Raw genomic sequence first — 24445 nt, forward strand, 5'->3', positions numbered from 1 at the left:
AGGCTCAAGGGATGCGAGAGCGTTGCCACACGTGTCCTTCTCCCCGCTGGCGGGGAGAAGGTGCCGGCAGGCGGATGAGGGGCGGACGCATTGCTGCCATGACCCCGGCACGGCATGCCGCGGTAACCTCGACCAACAAAGCAGAAATATCGGCGCAGACAGCAGCTCAGCCGCCGGTGACGCTCATGTGGCGGGCAACGGCCGGGCGGTTGTGCTCGCGGTCGATGATGAAGTCGTGGCCCTTGGGCTTGCGGCCGATGGCTTCGTCGATCACTTGGCCGAGATAGACATCGTCGTCGGAGGCTCGCAGTGCGGTGCGCAGGTCGGCGGCATCGTTCTGGCCGAGGCACATGTAAAGTGTGCCGGTGCACGTCAGCCGGACGCGATTGCAGCTTTCGCAGAAATTATGGGTCATCGGCGTGATGAGTCCGAGCCGGCCGCCGGTTTCGGCGACTTCGACGTAACGGGCAGGGCCGCCGGTCTTGTAGGCGATGTCGGACAGCGTGAACTGCTCTTCGATCTGCCGGCGCATTTCCGATAGCGGCATGTAGTGATCGGTGCGATCTTCCTCGATCTCGCCCATCGGCATGGTTTCGATCAGCGTCAGGTCCATGTCCCGGCCATGCGCCCAGCGCATCAGGTCGGGAATTTCGGCATCGTTGAAGCCCTTCAGCGCAACGGCATTGATCTTGACCTTGATGCCGGCGGCCTGGGCGGCGTCTATACCTTCGATGACCTTGCCGAGATCGCCCCAGCGGGTGATCTGGTGGAATTTCGCTGGGTCCAGCGTGTCGAGCGAGACGTTGATGCGGCGCACGCCGCAATCGGCCAGTTCCGCAGCAAACTTCGCAAGCTGCGAACCGTTGGTCGTCAGCGTCAACTCCTCAAGGCGTCCGGCCTCGATCTCGCGGCCGAGTTCGCGCACCAGGAACATGATGTTCTTGCGCACGAGCGGTTCGCCGCCGGTCAGCCGCAGCTTGCGCACACCCTTGGCAATGAAGGCGGAACAGAGACGGTGAAGCTCCTCCAGCGTCAGAAGATCCTTCTTGGGCAGGAAGGTCATGTGTTCCGCCATGCAATAGGTGCAGCGGAAATCGCAGCGATCGGTGACGGACACGCGCAGATAGGTGATCGCCCGGCCGAACGGATCGATCATCGGGGCGGTTCTGTCCTCAAGCGGCCTGGCGCCGGTTTGCACTATCGCTGCTGTGTTCAAACGTCTTTCTCCCAGCCCCTTCAATGTCGTCAGCAAACGTGGTCGCGTCAAGGCATATCCTGTCGCAAAGTGTTGATCGGAAAAGCCGGGTAATTCTCGGCGGGCGATTCTTGCGCTACTGAATAGTCCCTTAAATCGGAATCCGATTTAAGGAGAAAATTATGCAGCAGGCCTAAAGTGTTACAGCGTCCTTTGCGCGTCCTATTTGGCGCGCGACACTGTACGCGTGGGCTTGAAAACAGGAGCGGACATCATGAGTGAAATCTGGCCGACGGAACTGCGCGTATCGAAAGATCGCCACCGCCTCGTCGTCGCCTTCAACGACGGCGCATCCTTCGACCTTTCGGCGGAGATGCTGCGCGTGCTTTCGCCGTCTGCCGAGGTGCAGGGGCACGGGCCGGGCCAGCGGGTGACTGTGCCAGGCAAGCGCAACGTCCAGATCATCTCGGTGCAGCCGACGGGAAACTACGCCGTGCGTATCGGCTTCGACGACTTTCACGATACCGGCATCTTTACCTGGACCTATCTGCGCGAACTCGGCGAAAAGGGCGAGGAGCTGTTTGCAGCTTACGAGCAGGAACTGGCCGACAAGGGCATGTCGCGCGACAAGACCGAAAAGCCCCGCTGAACCATTTGAAAAGCTGAACCATTTGAAAAGGAGACGGTCTGTTGGCCGATGCATCGAATGCGAATGACCTGACGCAGGTGGTCGTGCTGTTGACTGCCGGAGTCGTTGCCGTGCCGCTGTTCAAGCGCATCGGTCTCGGGTCGGTGCTCGGCTATCTCTTTGCCGGATTGGTGATCGGGCCGTTCGGCCTGCGCTTCTTCACCGAACCGCAGGCGATCCTGCATGTGGCCGAACTCGGCGTGGTGATGTTCCTGTTCGTCATCGGCCTCGAGATGCAGCCGTCGAAGCTCTGGAGCATGCGCAAGGACATCTTCGGCCTTGGGGCTGCCCAGGTGCTCGCCTGCATCGCTGGTCTGACGACGGTCGGCCTGGCGCTTGGGTTTCAGCCCATTCCCTCCTTCATTGCCGGCACCGGCTTCGTGCTGACCTCGACGGCGATCGTGATGCAGATGCTGCAGGAGCGAAACGAGATCTCGACGCTCAAGGGCCAACGCATGATCGCGATCCTGCTGTTCGAAGATCTGGCGATCGTGCCGCTGCTGGTGATCGTCACACTGCTTGGCAGCAGTGGCGCTGCCAGCGATCCGGCGGAGCGCTGGATGGCAATCGGCATTGCCTTTGCGGCACTCGTCGCATTGGTGGTCGCCGGTCGTTATCTCTTGAACCCGCTGTTCCGGCTTCTGGCGGCGGCCGGCGCGCGCGAGGTGATGACGGCGGCGGCCTTGCTCGTGGTGCTCGGTTCGGCATTGGCGATGCAGCAGAGCGGTCTGTCGATGGCGATGGGTGCCTTCCTTGCCGGCGTGCTCCTGTCAGAATCGGCTTTCCGCCATCAACTGGAAGCTGATATCGAGCCGTTTCGCGGCATCCTCCTTGGCCTGTTCTTCCTTGGCGCAGGCATGGCGATCGACCTTTCGGTGATTGTCGCCAACTGGCAGGTCGTGGTGATTTCCGTGCTCGCCTATATGGCGCTGAAGGGTGTGCTGATCTATGCCGTCGCCCGGCTGCTGCGAGCCTGCCACAGCGAAAGCCTGGAGCGGGCGGTGCTGATGGCGCAGGGCGGCGAATTCGCCTTCGTGCTCTATGCCGCCGCCGTTTCGGCCGGCATCATCGACGCCGAAGCCAATGCGACGCTGACGGCGACGATCATCCTGTCGATGATGCTGACCCCGATCGCGATCTTCCTTCATGGCCGGCTCGCCAAGCCCGAGCCTCCGAGGACCGACGATCTGGAAGTGCCCGAAAATGTCGAAGGCACGGTGCTGATGATCGGCTTTGGCCGTTTCGGGCAGATCGTCAGCCAGCCGCTGCTGGCGCGAGGCTACAAGCTGTCGCTGATCGACAAGGATGCGGACTTCGTGCGCGACGCTTCGAACTTCGGCTTCCGCGTCTTTTACGGCGACGGATCTCGCAGCGATATCCTGCATGCGGCCGGTGCGGCGACCGCAAGGGCAATCCTCATCTGCGTCGACGACAAGGCGGCTGCAATCAAGATTGCCCACACCGCCAAGGAGGAGTTTCCCCTGGTGCCGGTGCTGGCGCGGGCCTTCGACCGCGGCCATGCCATCGACCTGTTGCACGCCGGGGTGGACTTCGAGATTCGCGAAACCTTCGAATCGGCGCTGGTCTTCGGTACGCAGGTGCTGAACGTTCTGGGCGAAGATGCGGAAACCGCGGCGGATGTGATCGAAGAGTTCCGCGACCTCGACAAGGAGCGCTTTGCACTCGAAACCATCGGCGGCATCTATGCCGGGCGGCAGCTGATCCGCGGCAACGCCCAGCCGTCGGACATCGTCGCCTCCAGAACCGCGCGCGTGCGGGCGGAGGCGGAGGCCCGCGAGGCGCAGGAAGGCTCACCTGGCTGACCAGCCGGCGCGGCGTCAGGCGAGTTCGTTCTCGTCCCTCAGCAGAACGGCGATCAGCCGCTCCATGGATTGCGCCACGACCATGCAATCCTCGAGCGGCGCGCCCTCCATCGACTTTTCGATGAGGCCGGTCTGAACCTCCATCGCCTCTTCGGTCAGCGTGCGCCCGGTTGGCGTCAGCGACAGTCTCAGGACGCGCTTGTCCTTGTCGTCGCCGCGACGCTCGATCAGTCCGCGTTTCTCCAGCTGCGGCAGCAGCATGCTCATGTTCGACCGCCCCACCAGTAGCTTGCGGGCAAGCTCCTGCTGCGAGATCCCATCAAAGCGATAGAGGTTTATCAGGATGTCGAGATGCGGCGTCTTGATGTCGAGATGCGCGAGCGAGCGCGTCATCGTCTGCTGCATCAGCTGACAGGCGCGGGCAACGGCAATCCAGCTGCGAAAACGTGGGTGGTCCCAGGGGAAATGATGCTGTTCGTCCATCACTTGATTTTTGTTCATCGTTGTACAATAATGTTCAGCATTGAACATATTAAGAGATTCTCACTATGGCATCCTTTGCGATCAAGGTCATCCGCCATGCGCTTGCCGGCGTGTCGCTCATTTCGCCCGAGGCGGCCGGCCGGCTTGCCTTCAAGCTGTTCACCTTGACGCCGGGCCGTAAGCCGAAGAGCGCCAAGGAGCGTGCGGCCCTCGCCGCTGCCGTTCCTGTCATCGCCAAGGGCAAGCCGGTGACGCTGTCCTACGCCGGCGGGTGGGTCATGGCCCGGCATTTCGCAGGTCCCCGCAATGCAGCAAATACCAAGCGTGTGCTGCTTGTCCACGGCTGGGGATCGCGCAGCGACTATCTCGCTGCGATGATCGAGGGTCTGGTTGCCGGCGGCGCCGAAGTGGTGACGCTCGACTGGCCGGGGCACGGCGCCTCGCCGGGCCGGACGCTGACGATGGTGGCAGCCGTGCGCGCCATTGACGCCGCCTGGCGGCATTTCGGCGGGTTTGATGTGAGCGTCGGCCATTCCTTTGGCGGCGGCAGCCTGGCTTGTGCAGCCGGCGGCGTCGTTTGTGACGTGCCTAGCCATGTGGCAAAGAAGCTTGTCCTCATCGGTGCGCCGAGCGAGATGACGTGGCTTTTCAAGGGGTTTGGCAAAATTCTTCGCCTTTCACCGAAAACGCAGCGAGCGTTCGAAGGCGTCGTCGAGCGGTTGGCCGGTCGTCGGCTGGAAGATTTCGATGCGGCCAAGATCCTTGAAGCCAGGGCCGTGCCGACATTGATCATCCATGCGGAAGACGACAAGGAGGTTTCTGCCGAGCATGCGCGCCGATATGCGGCGGCCGGACCCAATGTCGAACTTCACTGGGCGAACGGCTACGGCCATCGCCGTATCGTATCGGCAGGCCCGGTGATCGACAGGATCAATGCCTTCGTCCATGGCGAGGATCGAAAAGCCGCCGCCTGAGCGAAAGCCGGTCGCGCATCCGCGTTCTCGCGTCCGATACGGCTTAGGCAGATTTCGCTGATGCCGTCATATGCCCGTCATGCTATCCGTCGAAACGATCACTTCGATCCGCGGTGCTGCCCGCCTTTCGCGAGGCGAGCATTGCTGCTGATATTGAACTGGCTGCATGAATCCGGATAACGATTTGGACATCGTGCATTTGCGGGAGGACGGTATGTCGATCATCACTTCGGTCGAGGAATTGAACGCGCTTTACGGTGGCGTCAGCGAGGCATCGGTGGCTAAGGTCACCAAGGCGCTGACTGCGGAATACCGGCAGATGATCGAGGCTTCGCCCTTTGTAGCACTTGCCACCGTCGGCCCCGAGGGGCTCGACTGTTCGCCGCGTGGCGATGACGAATGCGTCGTCCGGGTTGCCGACGACAACACAGTGCTGATGCCCGACTGGCGCGGCAACAACCGCGTCGATTCGCTGGCCAATATCGTGCGCGACCCGCGCGTTGCGCTGATGTTCCTGGTGCCCGGATCCAACACCACCATGCGCATCAACGGCACAGCCGTTGTCAGCATCGATCCGGCCCTGACCGGCTCCTTCGAGATCGACGGCAAGAACCCGCGCAGCGTCATCGTCGTTACCATCGGCGAGGTCTATTTCCAGTGCGCGCGCGCCTTGATGCGATCGCAGATCTGGAACCCTGACCGATTCATCGATCCCGCCACGCTTCCCACGCCCGGCGCGTTGCTGAAGGCTGCCAAGGCCGATTTCGACCGGGATACCTATGACCGCGAATGGCCGGAGCGCGCCGCCAAGACCATGTGGTAGGCTGAACGACCGAGCGGGTTCGCGAACGACTGCCGAGCAGAAGCAAGCCAAGGGTGGTAATGTGATGCGACGTGGTTGTGTGAGGGCGTGTCTTGGTGCTGCGGCACTGCTTCTCTCGGCTTGCGTCGGCAAGACCCTGGCGGCTGAGCCGACGCTCCGTGAGAAGCTCGAATTGCTCGCCGGGGCCTACCCGGAGGCGATCGCGGAGATTGGCAAAGACACGCTGATCCTGCGCGACAACGGCGCGCCGTTGCCGATCGATGATGGCAGGCAAAAGAGCCATGCCGAAAAGCTCGCATCCGGCGATATCGAGGACAGTCTTTCGCAGGTCTATCCGATTGGCGCCTGCGTAAAACCGCCGGGCTTGGATTTCGATCCGGGCCGCATCCGCAATGAAGCTTTGATGAAACGCCTTTACGGCGGCAGTGCTGCGAGCGTCAGGCGCGATCTCGTCGTGGTCGACTGGTTCGGCCAAGCTCTGAACGTCACCAGCAGGCACGGTGTGGCCAAGGCGTTGCAGGCCGTCGGGGCTGAGCTTGCTGCACGGCCGAAGCTGAAGCCGTATCTCGTGCCCAGTGCCGGCACCTTCAACTGGCGCAATATCGCCGGCGCACGTACGCTCTCGGTGCACAGCTTCGGCGCGGCGATCGATCTCAATACCGGCCATGCCGACTACTGGCGTTGGGCGGGCAGGGGCAAGGGCGACGCGGCGCCCTACCGCAACCGCTATCCTCTCGAGATCATCGAGGTCTTCGAGAAGCACGGCTTCATCTGGGGCGGGCGCTGGTACCATTTCGACACCATGCATTTCGAGTACCGGCCGGAACTGATCGCCATTGCCAAGCAGGCGGATGCCTCCGCCTGTCGATAGACTAACGCTGAACTTGGACGCGCCTTGCCTTGACTGATCGGTCAGTCGCGAACGACCACCGTCGCGCCGATCTCGACATTGGCATAGAGGTGCTCGACATCCTCGTTGGCCATGCGGATGCAGCCGGACGACATCGCCTTGCCGATCGACAGCGGCTGGTTCGTCCCGTGGATGCGGTAGATCGTCGAGCCGAGATACATGGCGCGGGCGCCGAGCGGATTGTCGATGCCGCCTTCCATGCTGGCGGGCAGCACCTTGCCCTTCTTGGCTTCACGAACGCGCATGTCCTCCGGCGGCACCCAGGTCGGCCATTCGGCCTTGCGACTGACGGTGTTGGTGCCGGTCCAGAGAAATCCTTTTCGCCCGACGCTGACGGCGTATTTGACTGCGATGCCGCGGCCAACGACGTGGTAGAGGCGGCGCTCGGAATTGTCGATGATGATGGTGCCAGGCGCTGCGGTCCCTGAGATGGCGACGAGTTCACGGGCGACCGGCGATTGACTGATGTCGCCGCGCTTCACCTTCTGTTTGCTGCCACCTTGCGACAGCACCTGAAGCCAGCCTGTCTTGGCGGTATTGCTGTCGAGGGAGGCGACGGTGATCGGATCCTGCCGGGTTTCAGCCGCACGGGCGACTGCCGGCGCTCCTGTCGCCAACACGGTTGCTAAAACGGCTGCAAGAATGCGCTTCATGTCGGTTCTCCCCCTCGGATCGTGGGAACCGATCGCGCTTTCTCTAGCCGCTGTTCCCTATAGCTAGGGTTGTAGCGGTTGCAATCCGATCTGGCTGTTTCCAAGGGAACGGGGCGCTGACACGAAAATGGCGCCCAATCGGCGCCATTTTCACGAAGGGATTGCCGGCGACTTTCTAGCGTCGATAGATCAGCCAGTTGCGGCCGGATTCCTTGCGCATGCCGTCTTCGAACAGCATCGTCTTGTTGCGGCCGGCATTCTTGGCGGAATAAAGCGCGATGTCCGCCTTGTTGTAGAGGTCGACGGCATCCTCGGCGGCGGTCGCCATGCAGACGCCGACCGACAGGGTGATCGGGCCGTAGTTCACACCGGTCTTGGAGTTTCTAAAGGGCGTCCCGGCCAGAACCGTGCGAATGCGATCGGCGACCTGCAGGCATTCTTCCTGGCTGCTATCGTTGAGGATGACGGCGAATTCTTCGCCGCCGGTGCGGGCGACAAAGGCGTCGCGCCGGACATTGGCGCGGATGACGCTGCCGACCGTCGCCAGGATCTTGTCGCCGACGGGATGGCCGAACGTGTCGTTCACCTTCTTGAAGTGGTCAATATCGGCGACCAGCAGGCCGGTGAAATTCTTCTGGTGATCGTTGTTGTAGACGGCGGCGAGATTGTCGTCGAAGGCGCGGCGGTTGGCGAGCCGCGTCAGCGAATCCGTATTGGCAATCCGCTTGTATTCGTCGAGTTCCTGGCGGATGACCTCCATCTCGAAGGACTTCTGCACCACGGTCTGCACGCGCTCCTTGCCCTGGCTCATCGTGTCGGCGGTCGCCTCGGTGAGGATGCCGATGGCGTGGCGCAGGATGTCGGCGCTGGAGGCGCTCTTGCTGGTTATGTTGACATAGGCTTCGTCGAGAACCTTGTTGTAGCTCTCGAGCGCATATTGCTCGTCCTTCAACAGGTTGACCAGTTCGGCCAGCTTGGCAGCAAGACTGGTGTGCGCGCGCTCGATACCGGTGGAACGGTGGATATGGCTGAAATATTGCGCGCCGATCGCGTCGAGTTCTTCCTGGGTCGCACGGCTGCCGAGGGCTGCTAGCTCCTTGGACAGTTGCGGATTCGAACCGAGATAGGCTTCGTAATAAAGCTCGTAATTGCGCGGTATCGGCGATACGCCCATCATGCGCATCGCATGGGTTACCTGCGCTGCGATATCCGGAGCTTGCGTTTTTCCAGAGGTGGCCGTTTGCATCCGCAAACCCCCAATATTACTCATTGCTTACGGGTACTGATTTTTAGGGGCAAATGATTTGCGAAGCCTTAATGATTGCTTCTGCGAATGAAGACAATTCGACTTAATGCAGACAATGCAATGTCCCGTCGATCGGGGTAGGAACCCCGCCGCCGCGCCGGTTAAAGCGCCGCGGCAGGGGATAAACGGATCAGGCCGGGCTGATCATCGTTTCCGGACGCACGATCGCGTCGAACTCTTCGTTGGTGACGTAACCGCCGCCGACTGCTTCTTCGCGCAGCGTCGTGCCGTTCTTGTGCGCCGTCTTGGCGATCTTTGCCGCATTGTCGTAGCCGATCTTCGGCGCCAGCGCCGTCACCAGCATCAGCGAGCGGTCAAGTGCTGCCTTGATGTTGTCTTCGCGCGCTTCGATGCCGACGACGCAGTTGTCGGTGAAGGAGACTGCGGCATCGGCGAGCAACTGCACCGACTGCAGGAAGTTGTAAGCCATCAGCGGGTTGAAGACGTTCAGTTCGAAATGACCCTGGCTGCCGGCGAAGGTCAGCGCGGCGTTGTTGCCGAAGACCTGGACGCAGACCTGGGTCAGGGCTTCGCATTGGGTCGGGTTGACCTTGCCCGGCATGATCGACGAGCCCGGCTCGTTTTCCGGCAGCGAGAGTTCGCCGAGGCCCGAGCGAGGACCGGAGCCGAGGAAGCGGATGTCGTTGGCGATCTTGAAGAGGGCTGCGGCAGCGGCGTTGATCGCGCCGTGGCTGAACACCATCGAATCGTGAGCGGCAAGCGCCTCGAACTTGTTCGGAGCGGTGGTGAAGGCGATACCGGTGATCTTGGCAATCTCTTCGGCGACCTTTTCGGCAAATCCAACAGGCGCGTTGAGGCCCGTACCGACGGCCGTGCCGCCCTGGGCCAGTTCGCAAAGACCGGGTAGGGTCATCTCGATGCGCTTGATCGAGGAAGCGACCTGCGCCGCATAGCCGGAGAATTCCTGGCCGAGCGTCAGCGGGGTCGCATCCTGGGTGTGGGTGCGGCCGATCTTGATGATATGGTCGAACGCCTTGACCTTGGCTTCCAGCGCCTTATGCAGGTGCTTGAGCGCCGGCAGCAGGTCATGGATCACCCGCTCGGCGCAGGCGATGTGCATCGCCGTCGGATAGGTATCGTTCGACGACTGGCTCATGTTGACGTGGTCGTTGGGGTGCACGGGCTTCTTCGAGCCCATGACGCCGCCGAGCAGTTCGATCGCGCGGTTCGAGATCACTTCGTTGGCGTTCATGTTCGACTGCGTGCCGGAGCCGGTCTGCCAGACGACAAGCGGGAAATGGTCATTGAGCTTGCCGTCGATAACTTCCTGCGATGCCCTCACGATGGCATCGGCAACGGTCGCATCCAGACGACCGAGCGCCATGTTGGTACGGGCCGCTGCCTGCTTGACGATGCCGAGCGCGCGTACGATCGACGCCGGCTGCTTTTCCCAGCCGATCTTGAAGTTGCCGAGCGATCGCTGGGCCTGGGCGCCCCAGTAGCGGTCGCTTGCCACTTCGATGGGGCCGAACGTATCTGTTTCCGTGCGCGTCGATGTCATCGTGATCCCTGCCTTCGTCATGCGGTTCATGAAGTCTGGGCGAGGGGACGCGGTCGCAACCGGCTGTCCCTTCCCCAAGGTGCCGGGCCTCTCTCTGCCCCGGCTGGCAAGGCTTGTAAAGAGGTGGCCCCGGAGGGGCAATGCTACAATCGTTTGAAAGGCCGGCATGCGACAGAGAGCGGCCTTTGCGGCTCTCTTGCGGGTGATTCGGATCGCCTGCGGCGGGGGGCGGATTTCTTGTGGCGTTTCGGTCACATTCGTTACGTTCCTTGCTGGGCTGCGTCGGGGGCTTCGCCGTGCGACCGCGTGGCAACTGCACTAATATCGATGCAAATCAAATTTTTACGGCCCCTCGAACGTCCTGGAAATGTAGCGGTTTTTTGCTGCGCAGAGGTGGTTTCATGCAGGTTCGGGGAGGCGCGTTTCCTTTTCATTCACCATCCTTTTCTATAAGTTTTGGAGCACGAGGGCGTGGCGAGAATCTGGCTAAAGCCGAGTTCGGCGACAACGCGATACGGGGACGTAGTTTTACATGAGAATCTTCAAGACGGCAGCGATCGTAGCGCTCATGAGCAGCTGTTCGATTGCAACCTTCGATGTGCGGCCGGCTGCGGCCATCACGTTGATGGACCTTATCCGCGGCGGCAGGCAGAAGACGCCGAAGCAGGAAATGCAGCCCGCTCAGCCGTTGCCCGGCGTCGGCTCCATGGTTCAGCCGCAGCAGAACACGGTTGCCAAGCCGCTGCCGAAGGTGACCGGCCCTCGCTACTACGCCTATAAGGCCGAGCCCCTGCGCCGGATCGATACCGGCAAGCTGCTCGATCCGGTCGTCACCGGTTCCGTGCGCAACGGCGCGCTGCCGCCGATGCTGCGTGCGCCGCTCGCCGATGCCCGTCAATTCATGCCTGAAATCGAGGTTCGTGCGACCTCGAACGTGGCAAAGGCCATCGAGACCCACTACGGGTCACGTGAGGATTTCGTCTGGATCGAGGGCACTGGCGTCAACGCGCGCGCGAAGGCGGCAATTGCCGTTCTCGCCGACGCGGCAAAGGTCGGTCTCGAGCCGCAGGATTATGCCGTCCAGGTCCCGGCAGACGAATTCGACCGCGGCGATATGATCGCGCGTGAAAAGGAACTTGTTCAGTTCGAAATCGCGCTGTCGGCGGCAACGCTTTCCTATGTCGAGGACACGGTGCGTGGCCGCATCGATCCCAACAAGATCTCCGGCTATCACGATTTCAAGCGCAAGACCGTCGACCTCTCAGCCTTCCTCGACAAGATGTCGGCAAGCTCCGATGTTGCCACGCTGCTCAACGATCAGAACCCGAAAAGCGAGCAGTTCGCGGCGTTGTCGGTGGAACTCGAGCGCCTTCGCGCCGAAAAGAACGTGGAACAGCGCGTTGAAATCGCGCCGGGCACGCTGTTGAAGCCGGGCCAGAGCAATCCGGAACTTGCCAACATCGTCGCCGGGATTCGCATCAAGGGCTCCGAGACGCTGAAGGTGGATCATGCGGCGGTGCTCGCGGCCTATCAAGGAACCCCTGAGTACACGCCTGAGCTGGTTCTGCTGGTCGAAGCGTTCCAGAAGGAAAATGGCCTGAAGGCCGATGGCGTCGTCGGCCAGGCGTCGCTGCGAATCCTGACCGGTGGCGACACCGTGGCAAGCAAGATCAACAAGCTCGAGGTCGCCATGGAACAGGCGCGCTGGCTCCCCGATGGTCTCGGCAACCGCTATGTCTTCATCAACCAGCCGGCCTTTACCGCGTCCTATACCGACAACGGCACCGAGCAGTTTTCCATGCGCGTGGTCGTCGGCTCCAAGGCAAACCAGACCTATTTCTTCCAGGATGAGATCCAGACCGTCGAGGTCAATCCATATTGGGGCGTGCCGCAGTCGATCATCATCAATGAGATGCTGCCGAAGCTGCGCAATGACCCCGGTTATCTCGATCGGATGGGCTATCAGGTTGAGATCGGCGGGCGCTCGGTGCCGTCGTCTTCCGTCAACTGGAACGGATCGACCGCCTCGGTTGCCGTGCGTCAGCCGCCGAGCAGCGATAACGCGCTTGGCGAACTAAAGATCCTGTTCCCGAATGCGCATGCCATCTACATGCACGACACGCCGTCGAAGAGCTTCTTCAAGCGTGACCAGCGCGCGCTCAGCCACGGTTGCGTGCGGCTTGCCGATCCGCGCCGGATGGCAGCGGCCGTGCTTGGCACCAGCGTCGAGGATGTCGGCAAGGAAATCGGCGGCGGTGGCAACAAGGCACTGCAGGTACCGCAGAAGGTTCCTGTTTACGTCGCCTACTTCACCGCCTGGCCGAACAAGGACAGCGTCATCGAGTATTTCGACGATGTGTATGAGCGCGACATGTACATGAACCGTGCCTTCGACGCGACGCGCAACGCCCGCAGGGCCGAAGGCTAAATCTTCGGCCGCGTGCATGGCGCGACGAACGAGCGACGCCATGTTCTTCCAGAGAATTCGAGACCCCATGGAGCTTCTCCATGGGGTATTTCGTTTGGGCGGTGGTAGCGCGAGAGGAAAGCAGTGTGTCGCTACGACGAGAGAAGCGGCGTAGAAATCTGCGACGTGCGCGCTGCCAATGACGATCGATCTTAGGGATCTATCTTCGATCAGACGCGGGCCAAGACCTCAGGCCCTGGGCTCGCGCGCTGTGTCTCACTTGCCGTTGAAAAGCCCTGTCACCAGCGCCGGCGTCAACTCGTCGAAGTGGCGGATGATCACCGTCGGCCCCAGGCTTTCGATGGGAACGTCGGAGTAGCCGAACGGCACGGCGATCGATGGGATCGCGGCGTTGCGGGCCACCAGAATGTCGTTGAGGCTGTCGCCGATCATCACCGAATGCGCCGCATTGCCGCCGGCATTGGCGATCGTACGCAGCAGGTGGTCGGCATTCGGCTTGCGGATTTCGAACGTATCGCCACCGGAAACCGCCGCGAAGCGATCGATGAGGCCGAGGCGCTCGAGCAGCCGGTTAGCCAGCATCTCCGGCTTGTTGGTGCAGACTGCGAGCTTGAAGCCCGCCGCCGACAGCCGGTCGAGTGCGTCGAGCATGCCCGGATAGGGCAGGGAATCACCCGGCATCGAGCCATGGTAGAAGTCGACGAACTCCTTCATCTGCCAGGCCAACGCTTCTTCATCGAGCGGCTTGTTGCGAAGCGCAAAAGTCCGCTCGATCATCGCGCGGGCGCCGTGGCCGACGAGATGGGTGAGGTCGCGGTAGGTGACCGGCTCGACGCCCGCTTGGGTCACCGCGTGGTTGAGGCTCGCCACCAGATCCGGCGCCGTATCGACAAGGGTTCCGTCGAGATCAAAGACGACAATGGGAGAAGACAAGAGGTGAACCTCGCGTAGCCGGAAAGAGTTGCCGTTCGGGTAGGCGAAGTTGCAAGAGAATGCAATGGCAAGTGCGTGTGGGAAGCGGCCAGGAATCCGGGCTGAGCCCCTGATTTTGGCTTTTGTTTGCAGCTTCGGGCGTGTAAGTGTCTCAGCGGAAAACGGATGGAGAAGGCGGGCGACCGCTCGCCATCCGGTGTAAAAGGGAGCGACTGGCGTATGGACGCCCGCCAAATGAAAATCAAAGCCGCGGCAGCGGCGCTCGAGCATGTCGAAGACGGCATGCGTCTTGGCATCGGGACGGGATCGACTGCGGAGGAGTTCGTTCGGCTCCTGGCCGAGAAGGTCGCCGCGGGCTTTCGCATCGAAGGTGTGCCGACCTCCGAGCGCACCGCGCGGCTGTGCCTGGAGCTTGGCGTGCAGCTGAAGTCGCTGGACGAACTTCCGGAACTGGATCTGACAATCGATGGCGCCGACGAAGTCGATGGTCAGTTGCGACTGATAAAGGGCGGCGGCGGCGCATTGTTGCGCGAGAAGATCGTCGCGGCCGCTTCCAAGCGCATGATTGTCATCGCCGACGAATCGAAAGTCGTCGATGTTCTCGGCGCATTCAAGCTGCCGATCGAGGTTAATCCCTTCGGTCAGGTGGCAACGCGCATTGCCATCGAAAAGGTGGCTTCGCGCCTGGGTCTTTCCGGTGATATCTCCGTGCGCAACTCAGGCGACGGCCCCTTCAAGACGGACGGTGGACACCTCATTCTTGATGCATCTTTTGGCCGTATTCCTGATGCAGATGCGCTCGCGGGAGAGCTGAATGCCATTCCGGGCGTGGTCGAGCATGGACTTTTCATCGGCATCGCGTCGCTGGCAATTATTGCCGGACCGGAAGAGGCACGCATTCTGACCGCGTCCTGAGCCGGTTCCCGTCGCTCCGCGAGGGGCAGGGAGCGGTGAAGAAAACAGGTTACCACACATGCGGGCCTGGCGGCGGCAATCGCCCGGGCAGCATGCGACAAACACAGGAGCATGGATAAAAATGAACAAACTCGCAGGTCTTGTCCGCACTTTCGCAGCCACCGCGGTTCTCCTTTCTGCATCCATTCCGGCGGTTCAGGCTCAGGACGTGTCCGACGCCCAGATCAAGGCCGCTCGTGCTACCATCGCTGCACTCGGCGTGACCAACAACTTCGACAATATTCTGCCGAACCTCGCCGAGCGTCTGAAGAATACTCTGATCCAGGCTTCGCCGAACTTCCAGGAACTGATCACCGCGACTGTCGACGAAAAGGCTTTGAGCCTGGCTGCACGTCGCGCCGACCTCGAGCACGAAGCCGCGACGATCTACGCCAAGACCTTTACGCTTGAAGAGCTGACCGCCATCACCGAGTTCTACAACTCGACCGCCGGCAAGAAGCTCCTGAACGACGGTCCGATCGCTTCGCGCGAATTGTTGAAGGCGGCAGACATCTGGGCAGCGGGCGTGTCGCGCGACCTCAACACCGAAGCCACGAAGTCGCTCGACTCCAAGGTCGGCACCTCGGCTCCGGCACGCGTCGAAGGCACCGTTCAGACACCGGCCCAATAATCCGAGGCCGGTCGGAGTGAGCTCGGGTCAGCTGAGCTAACCATCACGTTTTAGGGAGCCCGGAGCGATCCGGGCTTTTCTTTTTCTGCAGTGCAACACTATATGTGCCTGCGACGGGGCCTGACCCCGGGCGGGGGCGTGCTGCCGGCGAAATGCCTGGTCTGCTGTCCCCTCATTGTCCTAATTGCAGCCTGCATGACCTTCAGGAGTTCGCCTATGCCCGCTTTCGACTATGACCTCTTCGTAATCGGTGGCGGTTCGGGTGGCGTTAGAAGCGGCCGGCTGGCGGCAAGCCTCGGCAAGAAGGTCGCGATCGCCGAAGAATTCCGCTATGGCGGCACCTGCGTCATCCGTGGGTGCGTTCCGAAGAAGCTCTATGTCTACGCGTCGCAATATTCGGAACATTTCGAGGATGCGGCCGGTTTCGGCTGGTCCGTCGGCGAAAGTCGCTTCGATTGGCAAAAGCTCGTCGCAGCCAAGGAGCAGGAGATCACGCGGCTCGAAGGCCTCTACGAGAAGGGGCTCGGCAATGCCGGCGCGGAGATCCTGCGTACACGGGCTGAGCTTGTCGGCCCGAACACGGTTCGTCTGCTCGACACTGGCAAGACCGTGACCGCCGAACGCATCGTCATTGCCGTCGGCGGCCATCCGACGCCACATGACGCGCTTCCGGGTCATGAACTCTGCATTTCCTCCAACGAGGCCTTCGATCTGGCGGAACTGCCGAAGTCGATCCTGATTGCAGGCGGCGGCTATATCGCGGTCGAGTTCGCCAATGTCTTTCATGGTCTCGGCGTCGAAACGACACTGATCTATCGCGGCAAGGAAATTCTCTCGCGCTTCGACCAGGATCTGCGCCGTGGTCTGCACAAGGCGATGGAGGAAAAGGGTATCCGCATTCTCTGCGAGGACCTCATTCAGTCGGTAGCCATGGGGGCAGACGGCAAGCGCGTGGCGCAGACCATGAAGCATGGCGAAATCGTCGTCGACCAGGTGATGCTGGCTCTTGGCCGCGTGCCGAACACCAAGGGCCTGGGGCTTGAAAGCGTCGGTGTGAACATGGATGAGCGCGGCGCGATCGTCGTCGACGCCTTCTCGCGCACCAGTGCGCCCGGCATCTATGCGCTCGGCGACGTGACAGACCGCGTCCAGCTGACGCCGGTGGCGATCCACGAGGCGATGTGCTTCATCGAGACCGAATACAAGAACAACCCGGTATCGCCTGACCATGACCTGATAGCGACGGCCGTCTTCTCTCAGCCGGAGATCGGTACCGTCGGCCTCAGCGAGGAGCAGGCGGCACGCCAGTTCGAAGAACTGGAAGTCTATCGCGCCGAGTTCCGGCCGATGAAGGCGACGCTCTCCGGCCGGAAGGAAAAGATGATCATGAAGCTGATCGTCAACGCTGCCGACCGCAAAGTGCTGGGCGCCCACATCCTCGGGCACGATGCCGGCGAGATGGCACAGTTGCTCGGCATTTCGCTGAAGGCCGGCTGCACCAAGGACGACTTCGACCGGACGATGGCGGTGCATCCGACAGCATCGGAAGAGCTTGTGACGATGTATGCGCCATCCTATCGCGTGCGCAAGGGCGAGCGGGTCGGCTGAGCAGGGCGGTTGCTTTGCCGACGCCGGAAACCATGAATTCTGGTAGGATGTCTTTCCAAGCCATCGCTTAACGTCTATAAGCCCGCATCCGCGAAGTCACCGGCTTCGGGCGGGCGCGAAGGCTTCGTCACGCGCTGAAGCAGGGTGCGCGGACGCAGTGAAATTTCCGAATACCGGGCGGTCTCAAAACCGTCAGGGCGCGACCCGCGCGGACCGACGTCCGCGGCAGACAACAGGTGATCGAAATGGCACAGACTTGGACTCCGAATAGCTGGCGGCAGAAACCCATCCAGCAGGTGCCGGATTATCCGGACCTTGCAGCTCTTGCGGCAACGGAAGCGAAACTCGCTAAGTATCCGCCGCTGGTGTTTGCCGGTGAGGCGCGGCGTCTGAAGAGTGCCCTTGCCAATGTTGCCGAAGGCCGTGGATTCCTGCTGCAGGGCGGCGATTGCGCCGAGAGCTTCGCCGAGCATGGTGCCGACACGATCCGCGACTTCTTCCGCGCGTTCCTGCAGATGGCCGTCGTTCTGACGTTCGGCGCTCAGCAGCCCGTGGTCAAGGTCGGTCGCATCGCCGGTCAGTTCGCCAAGCCGCGCTCGTCCAACATCGAGAAGCAGGGCGACGTCGAGTTGCCGAGCTACCGTGGCGACATCATCAACGGCATCGAGTTCACCGAAGCGGAACGCGTTCCGGATCCGGAACGCCAGATCATGGCCTACCGCCAGTCCGCCGCGACGCTGAACCTCTTGCGCGCTTTCGCTATGGGTGGCTATGCCAACCTCGACAACGTGCACCAGTGGATGCTCGGCTTCGTCAAGGATAGCCCGCAGGCAGAGCGCTACCGCAAGCTCGCCGACCGGATCTCCGAAACGATGGATTTCATGAAGGCGATCGGCATCACCTCGGAAAACCATCCGAGCCTGCGCGAGACCGATTTCTTCACCAGCCACGAGGCGCTGCTGCTCGGTTACGAGCAGGCGCTGACGCGCGTCGATTCCACATCGGGTGACTGGTACGCAACATCGGGCCACATGATCTGGATCGGCGACCGTACACGCCAGCCCGACCACGCCCATATCGAATATTGCCGCGGCATCAAGAACCCGCTTGGCCTCAAGTGCGGTCCGTCTCTGACGGCCGACGGCCTGCTCGAACTGATCGATCTGCTCAACCCGGCCAACGAAGCCGGCCGCCTGACGCTGATCTGCCGTTTCGGCCACGACAAGGTTGCCGAGCACCTGCCGCGCCTCATCCGCGCGGTCGAGCGTGAAGGCAAGAAGGTCGTCTGGTCCTGCGACCCGATGCACGGCAACACGATCACGCTCAACAACTACAAGACGCGTCCCTTCGAGCGGATCCTGTCGGAAGTCGAAAGCTTCTTCCAGATCCACCGCGCGGAAGGTTCGCATCCGGGCGGCATCCATATCGAGATGACCGGCAACGACGTGACCGAATGCACCGGCGGCGCCCGTGCGCTTTCGGGTGACGATCTGGCTGATCGCTACCACACCCATTGCGATCCGCGCCTCAATGCGGACCAGGCGCTGGAACTGGCGTTCCTGCTTGCCGAACGCATGAAGGGCGGCCGCGACGAGAAGAAGCTGGTCGTCAACGGTTGATACCGCCTCAGCGCTGCATGGTTCAGCTTTTCTGAACCTCGGGCCGTCGCTATGAAATTGACAATGCCGGGCCGGCTCGCGAAGTTGGCCCGGCATTTTTCATTTGAGAACGGTCGGGGGAACCATGTCGGACATTCACAGCGGCAGCTGCCTTTGCGCGGCAGTGCGGTTCAAGACGCGGGGCGAGCTTCGCAAGCTGATCTTTTGCCATTGCACCCAATGCCGCAAGCAGACGGGGCTCTATTACGCCGCGACCAATGTGCTCGATCGCGACATGGAGCTTGAGGGAGCGGAGGCTGTGACCTGGTATCGGTCGAGCGAAGGTGCCCAACGGGGGTTCTGTCGCCAATGCGGCTCAGCATTGTTCTGGAAATCCGATGGACTCGACTACACCTCGATCATGGCCGGTGCCTTCGAAAAGCCGACGGATCTTAAGCCCGGCTACCACATCTACTGCGCCGACAAGGGCGACTTCTACGAGATCGACGACACCCTGCCGAAGTTCGAGGCGGGGACCTCGTGAGTCCTCAGGCCATTTCCGGCCGCCAGGCAATGACGCCTTGCGTTCGCGCCCGGACTTCAGGTGACGCAAGGCAGTTGGCGACCGTCTCGTAACCGGGCGCGCCCGGGCAAGGCGTGACCTCAATCGGCGGGCTATGGTTGGCGGGGCACAGAAGGATGGTTTCATGCGGTCCGAGGACGGCCAGGTCGAGGACGGCATTGGAGCGGGTCAACATCAGGATCGGCCGCTTGTCGGTGCGGCCGTAGCGCAAGTGAGCGATCAACGCGGTCTGCGATGCGGCGTCGAGTCCCTGTTCGACCATATCGACAACGAACGCACTGGCGTCCGCATCCAGCCCGACCAACAGCGCGATGAGAGCTGACGAAGCGACGGCGCCATCGTCTACCAGTCGCGCGAGAATGATCGCTATGCGCGATTTCAATTCAGATTCGGCATCGAGCCTACGGCGGACAGCCACGCAGTTACTGTCTTCCAAGCGATCGAGGTTCACGAAGACGGCACCGGGCAGGGCTGTGGCAATGGCTTTGGCCAAACGTGTCTTGCCGCTGCCGAGCGGGCCGGTGATGTAGGTCAGCGGCCGAATGGGGCCGAGGGTGAATTCCTCGCCGCCCCACGGCCATGGAAGCTCAAATGCGACGCTGGTGTCGCCTGTCGGTGGCTTTGCTTGTCTCTCTGCATGCCCGGCAGGTACATCCTGATGATCGGCGTGCAGCTCTTGCCGACGGCGCCGCACCTTTTCGACGGTCTCGCGCAGACCATGCGCCCGTGTTTCGAGCAATGCCTGCTGGATAGCGAGGGCAGCGCCGAGTTCTTGCGGCCCATCATCGAGAACATGAGCGATCTGCGCCAGGCTGAGCCCGAGCGAGCGGAGCGCGACAATTTCGCCCGCGCGCTCCATCTCCGTCGGGCCATAGGTTCGCCACCCCGCGGAAGTGCGGACCGGGACGACCAAGCCACGTTGCTCATAAAGCCGCAACGCCTTGATCGAGACACCCAGGCGGTTGGCGGCTTCGGTCGCATTCAAAAATTGTGCGGAGTAACTCACGAATCACCTCGTCCTGTTGGCCGCACCCCTTATCGGTCCTGCCCCTGGGGACGGGTCAACCGGCCAGCCGAAAAGATTTCCGCATTTGTTGTGAGAGGGGAACGTATCGCTGTTCTTCGTCGAGATCGGTTGCGCCGGCGCCGGCAGGGTTGCCGCCGCGCTACTGCATGTTTCCTTAAATCGTATTCGATTTAGGGATAAAAACATGCAGAAATTCAAAGTGCTACAGCGACCTTTGCGCGTCTAATAAGACGCGCGGCGTTGTAGTGAAGGCAGTGACCCTATTTCACCAACCGGACTGCACCGTCCGTCGCTCGCTCGTAGGCATTGGCGAGGGCCGCGAGCTTTATAGCCTGCCAGCGACAATATTCGTCGACCAGACCGGCGCTCATCCAAAAGCGTCCACGCGAGCCGTCGTTCGACCGGCCGATGAAGCCTGTGTCCTGCGCTTTGGTGAACAGTCTGCGGACGTGTGTGTTGGAGATGGTGTAGTGGGTCGCAAGCTCCGCGAGGTTGAGGTCCAGCCAGACCTTTCCGTCTACGGGCGTCAGGCTTTTCGGACGCGCCATGAGGTCATCGAGCAGCAAGCCTCCGCATTCGGTCCATACGAAGATGGCAACGCCTTCGGGGGGCTCGCTCCAATTCTTGTCGGACAGAAGCATTCGCGCCGCGATCGGCTGCGTGCGTCCAAGAACCGAGGTATCGGCCTCGACATGTTCCAGACGTCTCCCGCCATCGAGGCGGTCGAGCGTGCCCATTTGGCTCATGAACCAACGCATCATGGCGCTCTCGCTGACTTCCGTCGGCTCGAGAGGGCGAACCTTCTTGTTCGTCCGCTCGCCTCTGACATCGCGCAGCAGCTTGTAGGCGAGCAGTTCGGACAGGAATGCGGCTGCCGTGTTCCTGCTTGCGCCACCGGTCTCGCGCATGAACTTCAGCAGCCGCGCGGCAGTCACTCCGGAATCGGGATGGGACGGGTCGCGCTCAAGATGAAGCGCGTAAGCCGCCTGGGTCAGCGTCCATTTCTGGTGGGAGGCAACGAGACGGGCCACACGTGGAAAAATATCATAGACCGCCATCAGATCGCGAGCGCTGATCTGCAGTGTCTCGCGCAGGAGCGGGTTGCGCAGCAATCCGTCCGCCGTGAAGGCGAGCGGCTTTTCCGGCGCAGCATCCCCCTGTTTTGCAACCAAATGCATCTGTCGCGCACGTCTCCCGACGATCTCTTGCATACGTCTCGGGTTCCTATCCCTTGCCACGTGTGCTTCGATACTACTCAACCCAACTGCATGTAGCAGCTCTACCTTGCCCATAACGTGCGAGCCCACCATTTTGTTCGGACGGACTGGCAACGGATTTTCCGTTGCCAATCCGTTTGTGTTTGCCGCGAGGCTGTTACTGCACCAGAACCGGTGGCTGGCATTTGACACCGGTGACGCGAACATCGGCTTCTCCCACGCGTACCCCCACCAGGAGCAGCAGATTGTAGAGCAGATCGTCTACCGGTTTCGTGACAGCGCCCAAGGTCTGGGCAAGCGCCTGTTGCAGGATCGTGGGGCTGCCGAGTGTCAGGAACAACACCTGAATGTTCAGGTCCAGATTGTTGAGCAGGGTTTGGGTTGTCGATGTCAGAATGTCCCTGGTCGATACGCTCTTGATCGAGCGTGCGGCCACTTCGGTGGGGCTGAAGGTGAGGCGGGACGCTTGAAGGTTCTGCGCCTCGACGTGAGCGATGGCGTCGATCTTGACCACCAGCGCATCGACGATGCGGGCGCGCTCGACCCGAGCGTCTGAGGAGAAACTCGAAAGTACCTTCGGATTGACGTCACCGATGGCGATCTCAGCGACGCCCGGCACCGCGTCGACGACAACTGCAGCGTTCTCCGGCTTGCCGCCGTAGCAACGGATATCGGCGAGCTTGGCTTCTGCGTGGGCAAGCTCGACATAGATCGGCAACCGAATGCGGATACCGGCAAGGGCCGCAAGCCCGTCTATGCCCACCTCGACGGCAAGCCTGGTCTGCGCTGTGCGTACTGCTGCCCCTGGGGTGCCCAAACGATGGCTCGGCGTTTCGACCGGCGGTTCGCCAATTGCGAGCTTTACCGTGGCCGAAGCTATGCCCGGAAGCCCGGCAACCGCGTTAAGGGCGATCTGGTTCTCGCCGTTGGCGATGGCGGCGGCGGCCGAGACGATCTGCAGCGCACTCACCTTCATCGTCCAGTCGGAGCCGGCATCGATCCTCAGATCCTTTTTCGGGTCCAGATTGAGGATCTGCGCCAAGGTGAAGGTCTTCTTGTTGTTGGCCGTGGCCAGCTCGATGCTCTTGAGGGCAGAGGTTACCGTACCGGAGAGTCCCTGGAACAGCCGCATCGAAGACAGGAGCTGCGGCATGGTCAGATTGGCGTCGAGCACGTCGTCATAGGAGGCGGCGGTCAGGTTGAGCTTGGTTGCGACGATCTTCAGGAAGGGCTGGATATCGATGTCGGCGTCGATCAGGGCGGTGTAGTCCATGACCTTCAGCGAAATGTTGGTGCCGAGCATCTGGCCGAGAATGGCATTGAGCAGGCCGTCATTCAGGCTGGCGAGGCGGGAGCCGACGGAAAAGGCAGCAACCTTCGAACTCGCCGCTGTCCCGACCACGCTCAGATCCGGCGGTGCGGTGAAGACAGAGGCAAGGAAGATCTGCCCCTTCTTTTCCAGGAGTACCTGGACCGCATCCGAAGGGGCGGCATCCTTGATGAAGCGCTGGCCGGCTGCGACCCCTGGATCGGGGACATAACGGCCACGCGTGACCGTTGCCACTCCGTCGACCTTTGCTGTGCCGACGTCGCCGGGCGGCAGAACCTTGCCATCGATTGTCAACAGGCCGGTGGGCGTCGCAACGGCGAAATTGAGATGGTTGTTGGAGAAGTACTTGAGGACAGCCTGCTCGGCGGAAGAGACGTTGGATGCGGCGGCAATGGCCGCAAGATCGACGGTCGATTGCATTTCCTTCTTCTGGACCGTGAGGTAACCGTAGTCGATGCCAAGCCCCATGGAGGCGATCACGAGCGGCATGACGAGGGCGGCAGATATCCCGACATTGCCACCTCTCGATCGGGCGAGCAGTCCTATTCCCGGCGCTGTCAAAACCATCTCAGATGCCTCCCAAGCGTATGGTCGCGAAGCGCTCGATCTGTTCGCTCGGCATTGCAAAGGTGAACATATTGAAGATCGGGAGATCGCCAGCGTCGTACGTAATCCTCACGGTAAACTGGTTGGCGTTACCAGCATCGTCCTTGACTGTGACCGTCATACGGGATGGCTTGATGAAGGCCTGATCCATCGTCGTGCGCTGGATGTAGTCCGTGGCAAGACGTTCTCGCTCGCCTTCGGAAAGTCCGGCAATGGCGGTGCGCGCTGCGTCGGCGGCTATCTGCTGAATGGAGTGGGCCGCGCTGAGGTAGATGCCGTAGGCGATCAACGTCAGCACACATAGAAAGAATAGCGGGGCGATGATTGCAAATTCAATTGCGGCAGCGCCATCGCGGCCGCCGAACAGGCGCGTTAACTTGGACATATCAGCAACTCCGACCGAACCGTGACTGCTTTTTCTTGTCCCTGCGCTTTTAACGCTGCACCCCAAGTGTTAATTTTTCGATACGCTAATAGGTTGTTTTAATGGTTAGAAATATCCTATTGTTGCAAAATGCAAATTTGTGATTGATTTAGGAATCTTGCAGATTCTTGCGCACTTTAGTGGTCTTTGCAGCGACTATTCGTTGTCGGGCGTCTGCCGATATTGGGCAAGCTGGCGGTTTAGATTGGCGATGTCGGTCCGCAGCTCGGCGATCTCGCGCAGCAGCACGTCGTCGACTTTGTGGTGCAGGGCGATCAGCTCGACTTCCGACTTCAGGTTGACCTCATAGTCCTTTGCGGCGGCGAAGCGATCGCGCTCGGCCTGCCGGTTCTGGGACATCATGATCACGGGCGCCTGCAGGGCCGCCAGCATCGAGAGCAGCAGGTTCAGGAAGATGAAGGGGTAGGGGTCGAAGGCCCCGGTCATGAGCAACACGGTGTTGATGACCACCCAGGCGACAAGAAAGCCGCAAAAGCCGAGAATGAAGCCCCAGGAGCCGCCAATCCTGGCAATGGCGTCGGCGAGCCGATCACCGACGGAAAGCTCCGCGCTGAACTCGGCATTGGTGTCAGTCGCAACGGTGCGTCGTTCCTTGGCGCGCGTCAGGATCCTGCGTTCGATCTCGCCGAGTTCGGCCATCGGTTTGCCGAAGAGGTGCTGCGAAAGCTCGTTGAAATGCGACATGGCTATCTCCGGAAATGGATCCGA

Annotated in this window: 22 protein-coding genes; 11 read left to right on the forward strand and 11 right to left on the reverse strand. The window is 61.3% G+C overall.

Annotated features, from left to right (window positions below):
- Positions 1-166: 166 nt before the first annotated feature.
- Positions 167-1216, reverse strand: a complete 1050-nt coding sequence (gene moaA / locus ABIE33_RS19235) for a GTP 3',8-cyclase MoaA (RefSeq protein ID WP_429128122.1) — start codon at positions 1214-1216, stop codon at positions 167-169.
- A gap of 253 nt (positions 1217-1469) precedes the next feature.
- Between moaA and ABIE33_RS19240 the strand changes: the two genes are divergently transcribed.
- Together ABIE33_RS19240 and ABIE33_RS19245 are read left to right on the forward strand one after the other, a co-directional pair.
- Positions 1470-1844, forward strand: coding sequence for a gamma-butyrobetaine hydroxylase-like domain-containing protein (locus tag ABIE33_RS19240; protein WP_077503705.1), 375 nt, complete (start codon positions 1470-1472; stop codon positions 1842-1844).
- A gap of 41 nt (positions 1845-1885) precedes the next feature.
- Positions 1886-3706, forward strand: a complete 1821-nt coding sequence (locus tag ABIE33_RS19245; protein WP_429128124.1) for a monovalent cation:proton antiporter-2 (CPA2) family protein — start codon at positions 1886-1888, stop codon at positions 3704-3706.
- A 15-nt stretch (positions 3707-3721) separates the two neighbouring features.
- On the opposite strand, the gene ABIE33_RS19250 is transcribed toward ABIE33_RS19245, so the two are convergent.
- Positions 3722-4207 carry a MarR family winged helix-turn-helix transcriptional regulator gene (locus ABIE33_RS19250; RefSeq protein ID WP_429128127.1) on the reverse strand — a complete coding sequence of 162 codons (486 nt, stop codon included), beginning with the start codon at positions 4205-4207 and terminating at the stop codon, positions 3722-3724.
- 47 nt (positions 4208-4254) lie between these two features.
- Here ABIE33_RS19250 and ABIE33_RS19255 point away from each other — a divergent pair, with 47 nt between their 5' ends.
- The 3 genes from ABIE33_RS19255 (at position 4255) to ABIE33_RS19265 (ending at position 6857) form a co-directional block, all read left to right on the forward strand.
- On the forward strand, positions 4255-5163 hold the full coding sequence (locus tag ABIE33_RS19255; RefSeq protein WP_429128129.1) for an alpha/beta fold hydrolase: 909 nt from the start codon (positions 4255-4257) through the stop codon (positions 5161-5163).
- A 214-nt stretch (positions 5164-5377) separates the two neighbouring features.
- Positions 5378-5986 (forward strand): pyridoxamine 5'-phosphate oxidase family protein, encoded by a 609-nt coding sequence (locus ABIE33_RS19260; protein WP_429128131.1) that lies wholly within the window; start codon positions 5378-5380, stop codon positions 5984-5986.
- 64 nt (positions 5987-6050) lie between these two features.
- On the forward strand, positions 6051-6857 hold the full coding sequence (locus ABIE33_RS19265) for a M15 family metallopeptidase (RefSeq protein ID WP_429128133.1): 807 nt from the start codon (positions 6051-6053) through the stop codon (positions 6855-6857).
- 41 nt (positions 6858-6898) lie between these two features.
- On the opposite strand, the gene ABIE33_RS19270 is transcribed toward ABIE33_RS19265, so the two are convergent.
- The 3 genes from ABIE33_RS19270 to fumC form a co-directional block, all read right to left on the reverse strand.
- On the reverse strand, positions 6899-7549 hold the full coding sequence (locus ABIE33_RS19270; protein WP_429128136.1) for a L,D-transpeptidase: 651 nt from the start codon (positions 7547-7549) through the stop codon (positions 6899-6901).
- 175 nt (positions 7550-7724) lie between these two features.
- Positions 7725-8795: a GGDEF domain-containing protein gene (locus ABIE33_RS19275; protein WP_429128138.1), complete on the reverse strand. Its 1071-nt coding sequence runs from the start codon at positions 8793-8795 to the stop codon at positions 7725-7727.
- Positions 8796-8985: 190 nt separating this feature from the next.
- Entirely contained in the window at positions 8986-10377 is a 1392-nt protein-coding gene (gene fumC / locus ABIE33_RS19280; protein WP_429128141.1) for a class II fumarate hydratase, read from the reverse strand.
- 532 nt (positions 10378-10909) lie between these two features.
- On the opposite strand from fumC, the gene ABIE33_RS19285 reads away from it, so the two are divergent.
- Entirely contained in the window at positions 10910-12805 is a 1896-nt protein-coding gene (locus ABIE33_RS19285) for a L,D-transpeptidase family protein (RefSeq protein WP_429128143.1), read from the forward strand.
- 255 nt (positions 12806-13060) lie between these two features.
- Here the strand turns inward: ABIE33_RS19285 and ABIE33_RS19290 are convergent, their stop codons facing one another.
- Positions 13061-13738 carry an HAD family hydrolase gene (locus ABIE33_RS19290; protein ID WP_429128146.1) on the reverse strand — a complete coding sequence of 226 codons (678 nt, stop codon included), beginning with the start codon at positions 13736-13738 and terminating at the stop codon, positions 13061-13063.
- A gap of 219 nt (positions 13739-13957) precedes the next feature.
- On the opposite strand from ABIE33_RS19290, the gene rpiA reads away from it, so the two are divergent.
- From rpiA to ABIE33_RS19315, 5 genes are all read left to right on the forward strand, one after another.
- Positions 13958-14653, forward strand: a complete 696-nt coding sequence (gene rpiA / locus ABIE33_RS19295; protein WP_025427240.1) for a ribose-5-phosphate isomerase RpiA — start codon at positions 13958-13960, stop codon at positions 14651-14653.
- Positions 14654-14774: 121 nt separating this feature from the next.
- Positions 14775-15323 carry a DUF2059 domain-containing protein gene (locus ABIE33_RS19300; RefSeq protein ID WP_429128149.1) on the forward strand — a complete coding sequence of 183 codons (549 nt, stop codon included), beginning with the start codon at positions 14775-14777 and terminating at the stop codon, positions 15321-15323.
- Between the two features lie 216 nt (positions 15324-15539).
- On the forward strand, positions 15540-16931 hold the full coding sequence (gor, locus tag ABIE33_RS19305) for a glutathione-disulfide reductase (RefSeq protein WP_429128152.1): 1392 nt from the start codon (positions 15540-15542) through the stop codon (positions 16929-16931).
- A 245-nt stretch (positions 16932-17176) separates the two neighbouring features.
- A complete protein-coding gene (locus ABIE33_RS19310) occupies positions 17177-18550 on the forward strand; it encodes a class II 3-deoxy-7-phosphoheptulonate synthase (protein WP_176352360.1) in 1374 nt (457 codons plus the stop codon).
- 124 nt (positions 18551-18674) lie between these two features.
- Positions 18675-19073 (forward strand): GFA family protein, encoded by a 399-nt coding sequence (locus ABIE33_RS19315; RefSeq protein WP_429128155.1) that lies wholly within the window; start codon positions 18675-18677, stop codon positions 19071-19073.
- Between the two features lie 4 nt (positions 19074-19077).
- Here the strand turns inward: ABIE33_RS19315 and ABIE33_RS19320 are convergent, their stop codons facing one another.
- The 5 genes from ABIE33_RS19320 to ABIE33_RS19340 form a co-directional block, all read right to left on the reverse strand.
- Positions 19078-20118, reverse strand: a complete 1041-nt coding sequence (locus ABIE33_RS19320) for a MerR family transcriptional regulator (protein WP_429128158.1) — start codon at positions 20116-20118, stop codon at positions 19078-19080.
- Between the two features lie 281 nt (positions 20119-20399).
- On the reverse strand, positions 20400-21317 hold the full coding sequence (locus ABIE33_RS19325) for a hypothetical protein (RefSeq protein WP_429128160.1): 918 nt from the start codon (positions 21315-21317) through the stop codon (positions 20400-20402).
- 196 nt (positions 21318-21513) lie between these two features.
- On the reverse strand, positions 21514-23253 hold the full coding sequence (locus ABIE33_RS19330) for a TadG family pilus assembly protein (RefSeq protein WP_429128163.1): 1740 nt from the start codon (positions 23251-23253) through the stop codon (positions 21514-21516).
- 1 nt (position 23254) lies between these two features.
- Complete coding sequence (locus ABIE33_RS19335; RefSeq protein ID WP_429128166.1) at positions 23255-23677, reverse strand: TadE/TadG family type IV pilus assembly protein; 423 nt, start codon at positions 23675-23677, stop codon at positions 23255-23257.
- 195 nt (positions 23678-23872) lie between these two features.
- Complete coding sequence (locus ABIE33_RS19340) at positions 23873-24421, reverse strand: DUF1003 domain-containing protein (protein ID WP_429128169.1); 549 nt, start codon at positions 24419-24421, stop codon at positions 23873-23875.
- Positions 24422-24445: the final 24 nt, after the last annotated feature.

Source organism: Ensifer sp. 4252 (assembly GCF_050434565.1).
In the GTDB taxonomy this organism is placed as follows: domain Bacteria; phylum Pseudomonadota; class Alphaproteobacteria; order Rhizobiales; family Rhizobiaceae; genus Ensifer.

Excerpts from the sequence above, each read along its gene's own strand:
- ABIE33_RS19270 (WP_429128136.1), bottom strand. The coding sequence starts at position 7,549 with ATGAAGCGCATTCTTGCAGCCGTTTTAGCAACCGTGTTGGCGACAGGA.
- rpiA (WP_025427240.1), top strand. The coding sequence starts at position 13,958 with ATGGACGCCCGCCAAATGAAAATCAAAGCCGCGGCAGCGGCGCTCGAG.
- ABIE33_RS19335 (WP_429128166.1), bottom strand. The coding sequence starts at position 23,677 with ATGTCCAAGTTAACGCGCCTGTTCGGCGGCCGCGATGGCGCTGCCGCA.
- gor (WP_429128152.1), top strand. The coding sequence starts at position 15,540 with ATGCCCGCTTTCGACTATGACCTCTTCGTAATCGGTGGCGGTTCGGGT.
- fumC (WP_429128141.1), bottom strand. The coding sequence starts at position 10,377 with ATGACATCGACGCGCACGGAAACAGATACGTTCGGCCCCATCGAAGTG.
- ABIE33_RS19325 (WP_429128160.1), bottom strand. The coding sequence starts at position 21,317 with ATGCATTTGGTTGCAAAACAGGGGGATGCTGCGCCGGAAAAGCCGCTC.
- ABIE33_RS19300 (WP_429128149.1), top strand. The coding sequence starts at position 14,775 with ATGAACAAACTCGCAGGTCTTGTCCGCACTTTCGCAGCCACCGCGGTT.
- ABIE33_RS19310 (WP_176352360.1), top strand. The coding sequence starts at position 17,177 with ATGGCACAGACTTGGACTCCGAATAGCTGGCGGCAGAAACCCATCCAG.
- ABIE33_RS19250 (WP_429128127.1), bottom strand. The coding sequence starts at position 4,207 with ATGAACAAAAATCAAGTGATGGACGAACAGCATCATTTCCCCTGGGAC.
- ABIE33_RS19260 (WP_429128131.1), top strand. The coding sequence starts at position 5,378 with ATGTCGATCATCACTTCGGTCGAGGAATTGAACGCGCTTTACGGTGGC.
- ABIE33_RS19340 (WP_429128169.1), bottom strand. The coding sequence starts at position 24,421 with ATGTCGCATTTCAACGAGCTTTCGCAGCACCTCTTCGGCAAACCGATG.
- ABIE33_RS19275 (WP_429128138.1), bottom strand. The coding sequence starts at position 8,795 with ATGCAAACGGCCACCTCTGGAAAAACGCAAGCTCCGGATATCGCAGCG.
- ABIE33_RS19265 (WP_429128133.1), top strand. The coding sequence starts at position 6,051 with ATGCGACGTGGTTGTGTGAGGGCGTGTCTTGGTGCTGCGGCACTGCTT.
- ABIE33_RS19240 (WP_077503705.1), top strand. The coding sequence starts at position 1,470 with ATGAGTGAAATCTGGCCGACGGAACTGCGCGTATCGAAAGATCGCCAC.
- ABIE33_RS19315 (WP_429128155.1), top strand. The coding sequence starts at position 18,675 with ATGTCGGACATTCACAGCGGCAGCTGCCTTTGCGCGGCAGTGCGGTTC.
- ABIE33_RS19285 (WP_429128143.1), top strand. The coding sequence starts at position 10,910 with ATGAGAATCTTCAAGACGGCAGCGATCGTAGCGCTCATGAGCAGCTGT.
- ABIE33_RS19255 (WP_429128129.1), top strand. The coding sequence starts at position 4,255 with ATGGCATCCTTTGCGATCAAGGTCATCCGCCATGCGCTTGCCGGCGTG.
- ABIE33_RS19330 (WP_429128163.1), bottom strand. The coding sequence starts at position 23,253 with ATGGTTTTGACAGCGCCGGGAATAGGACTGCTCGCCCGATCGAGAGGT.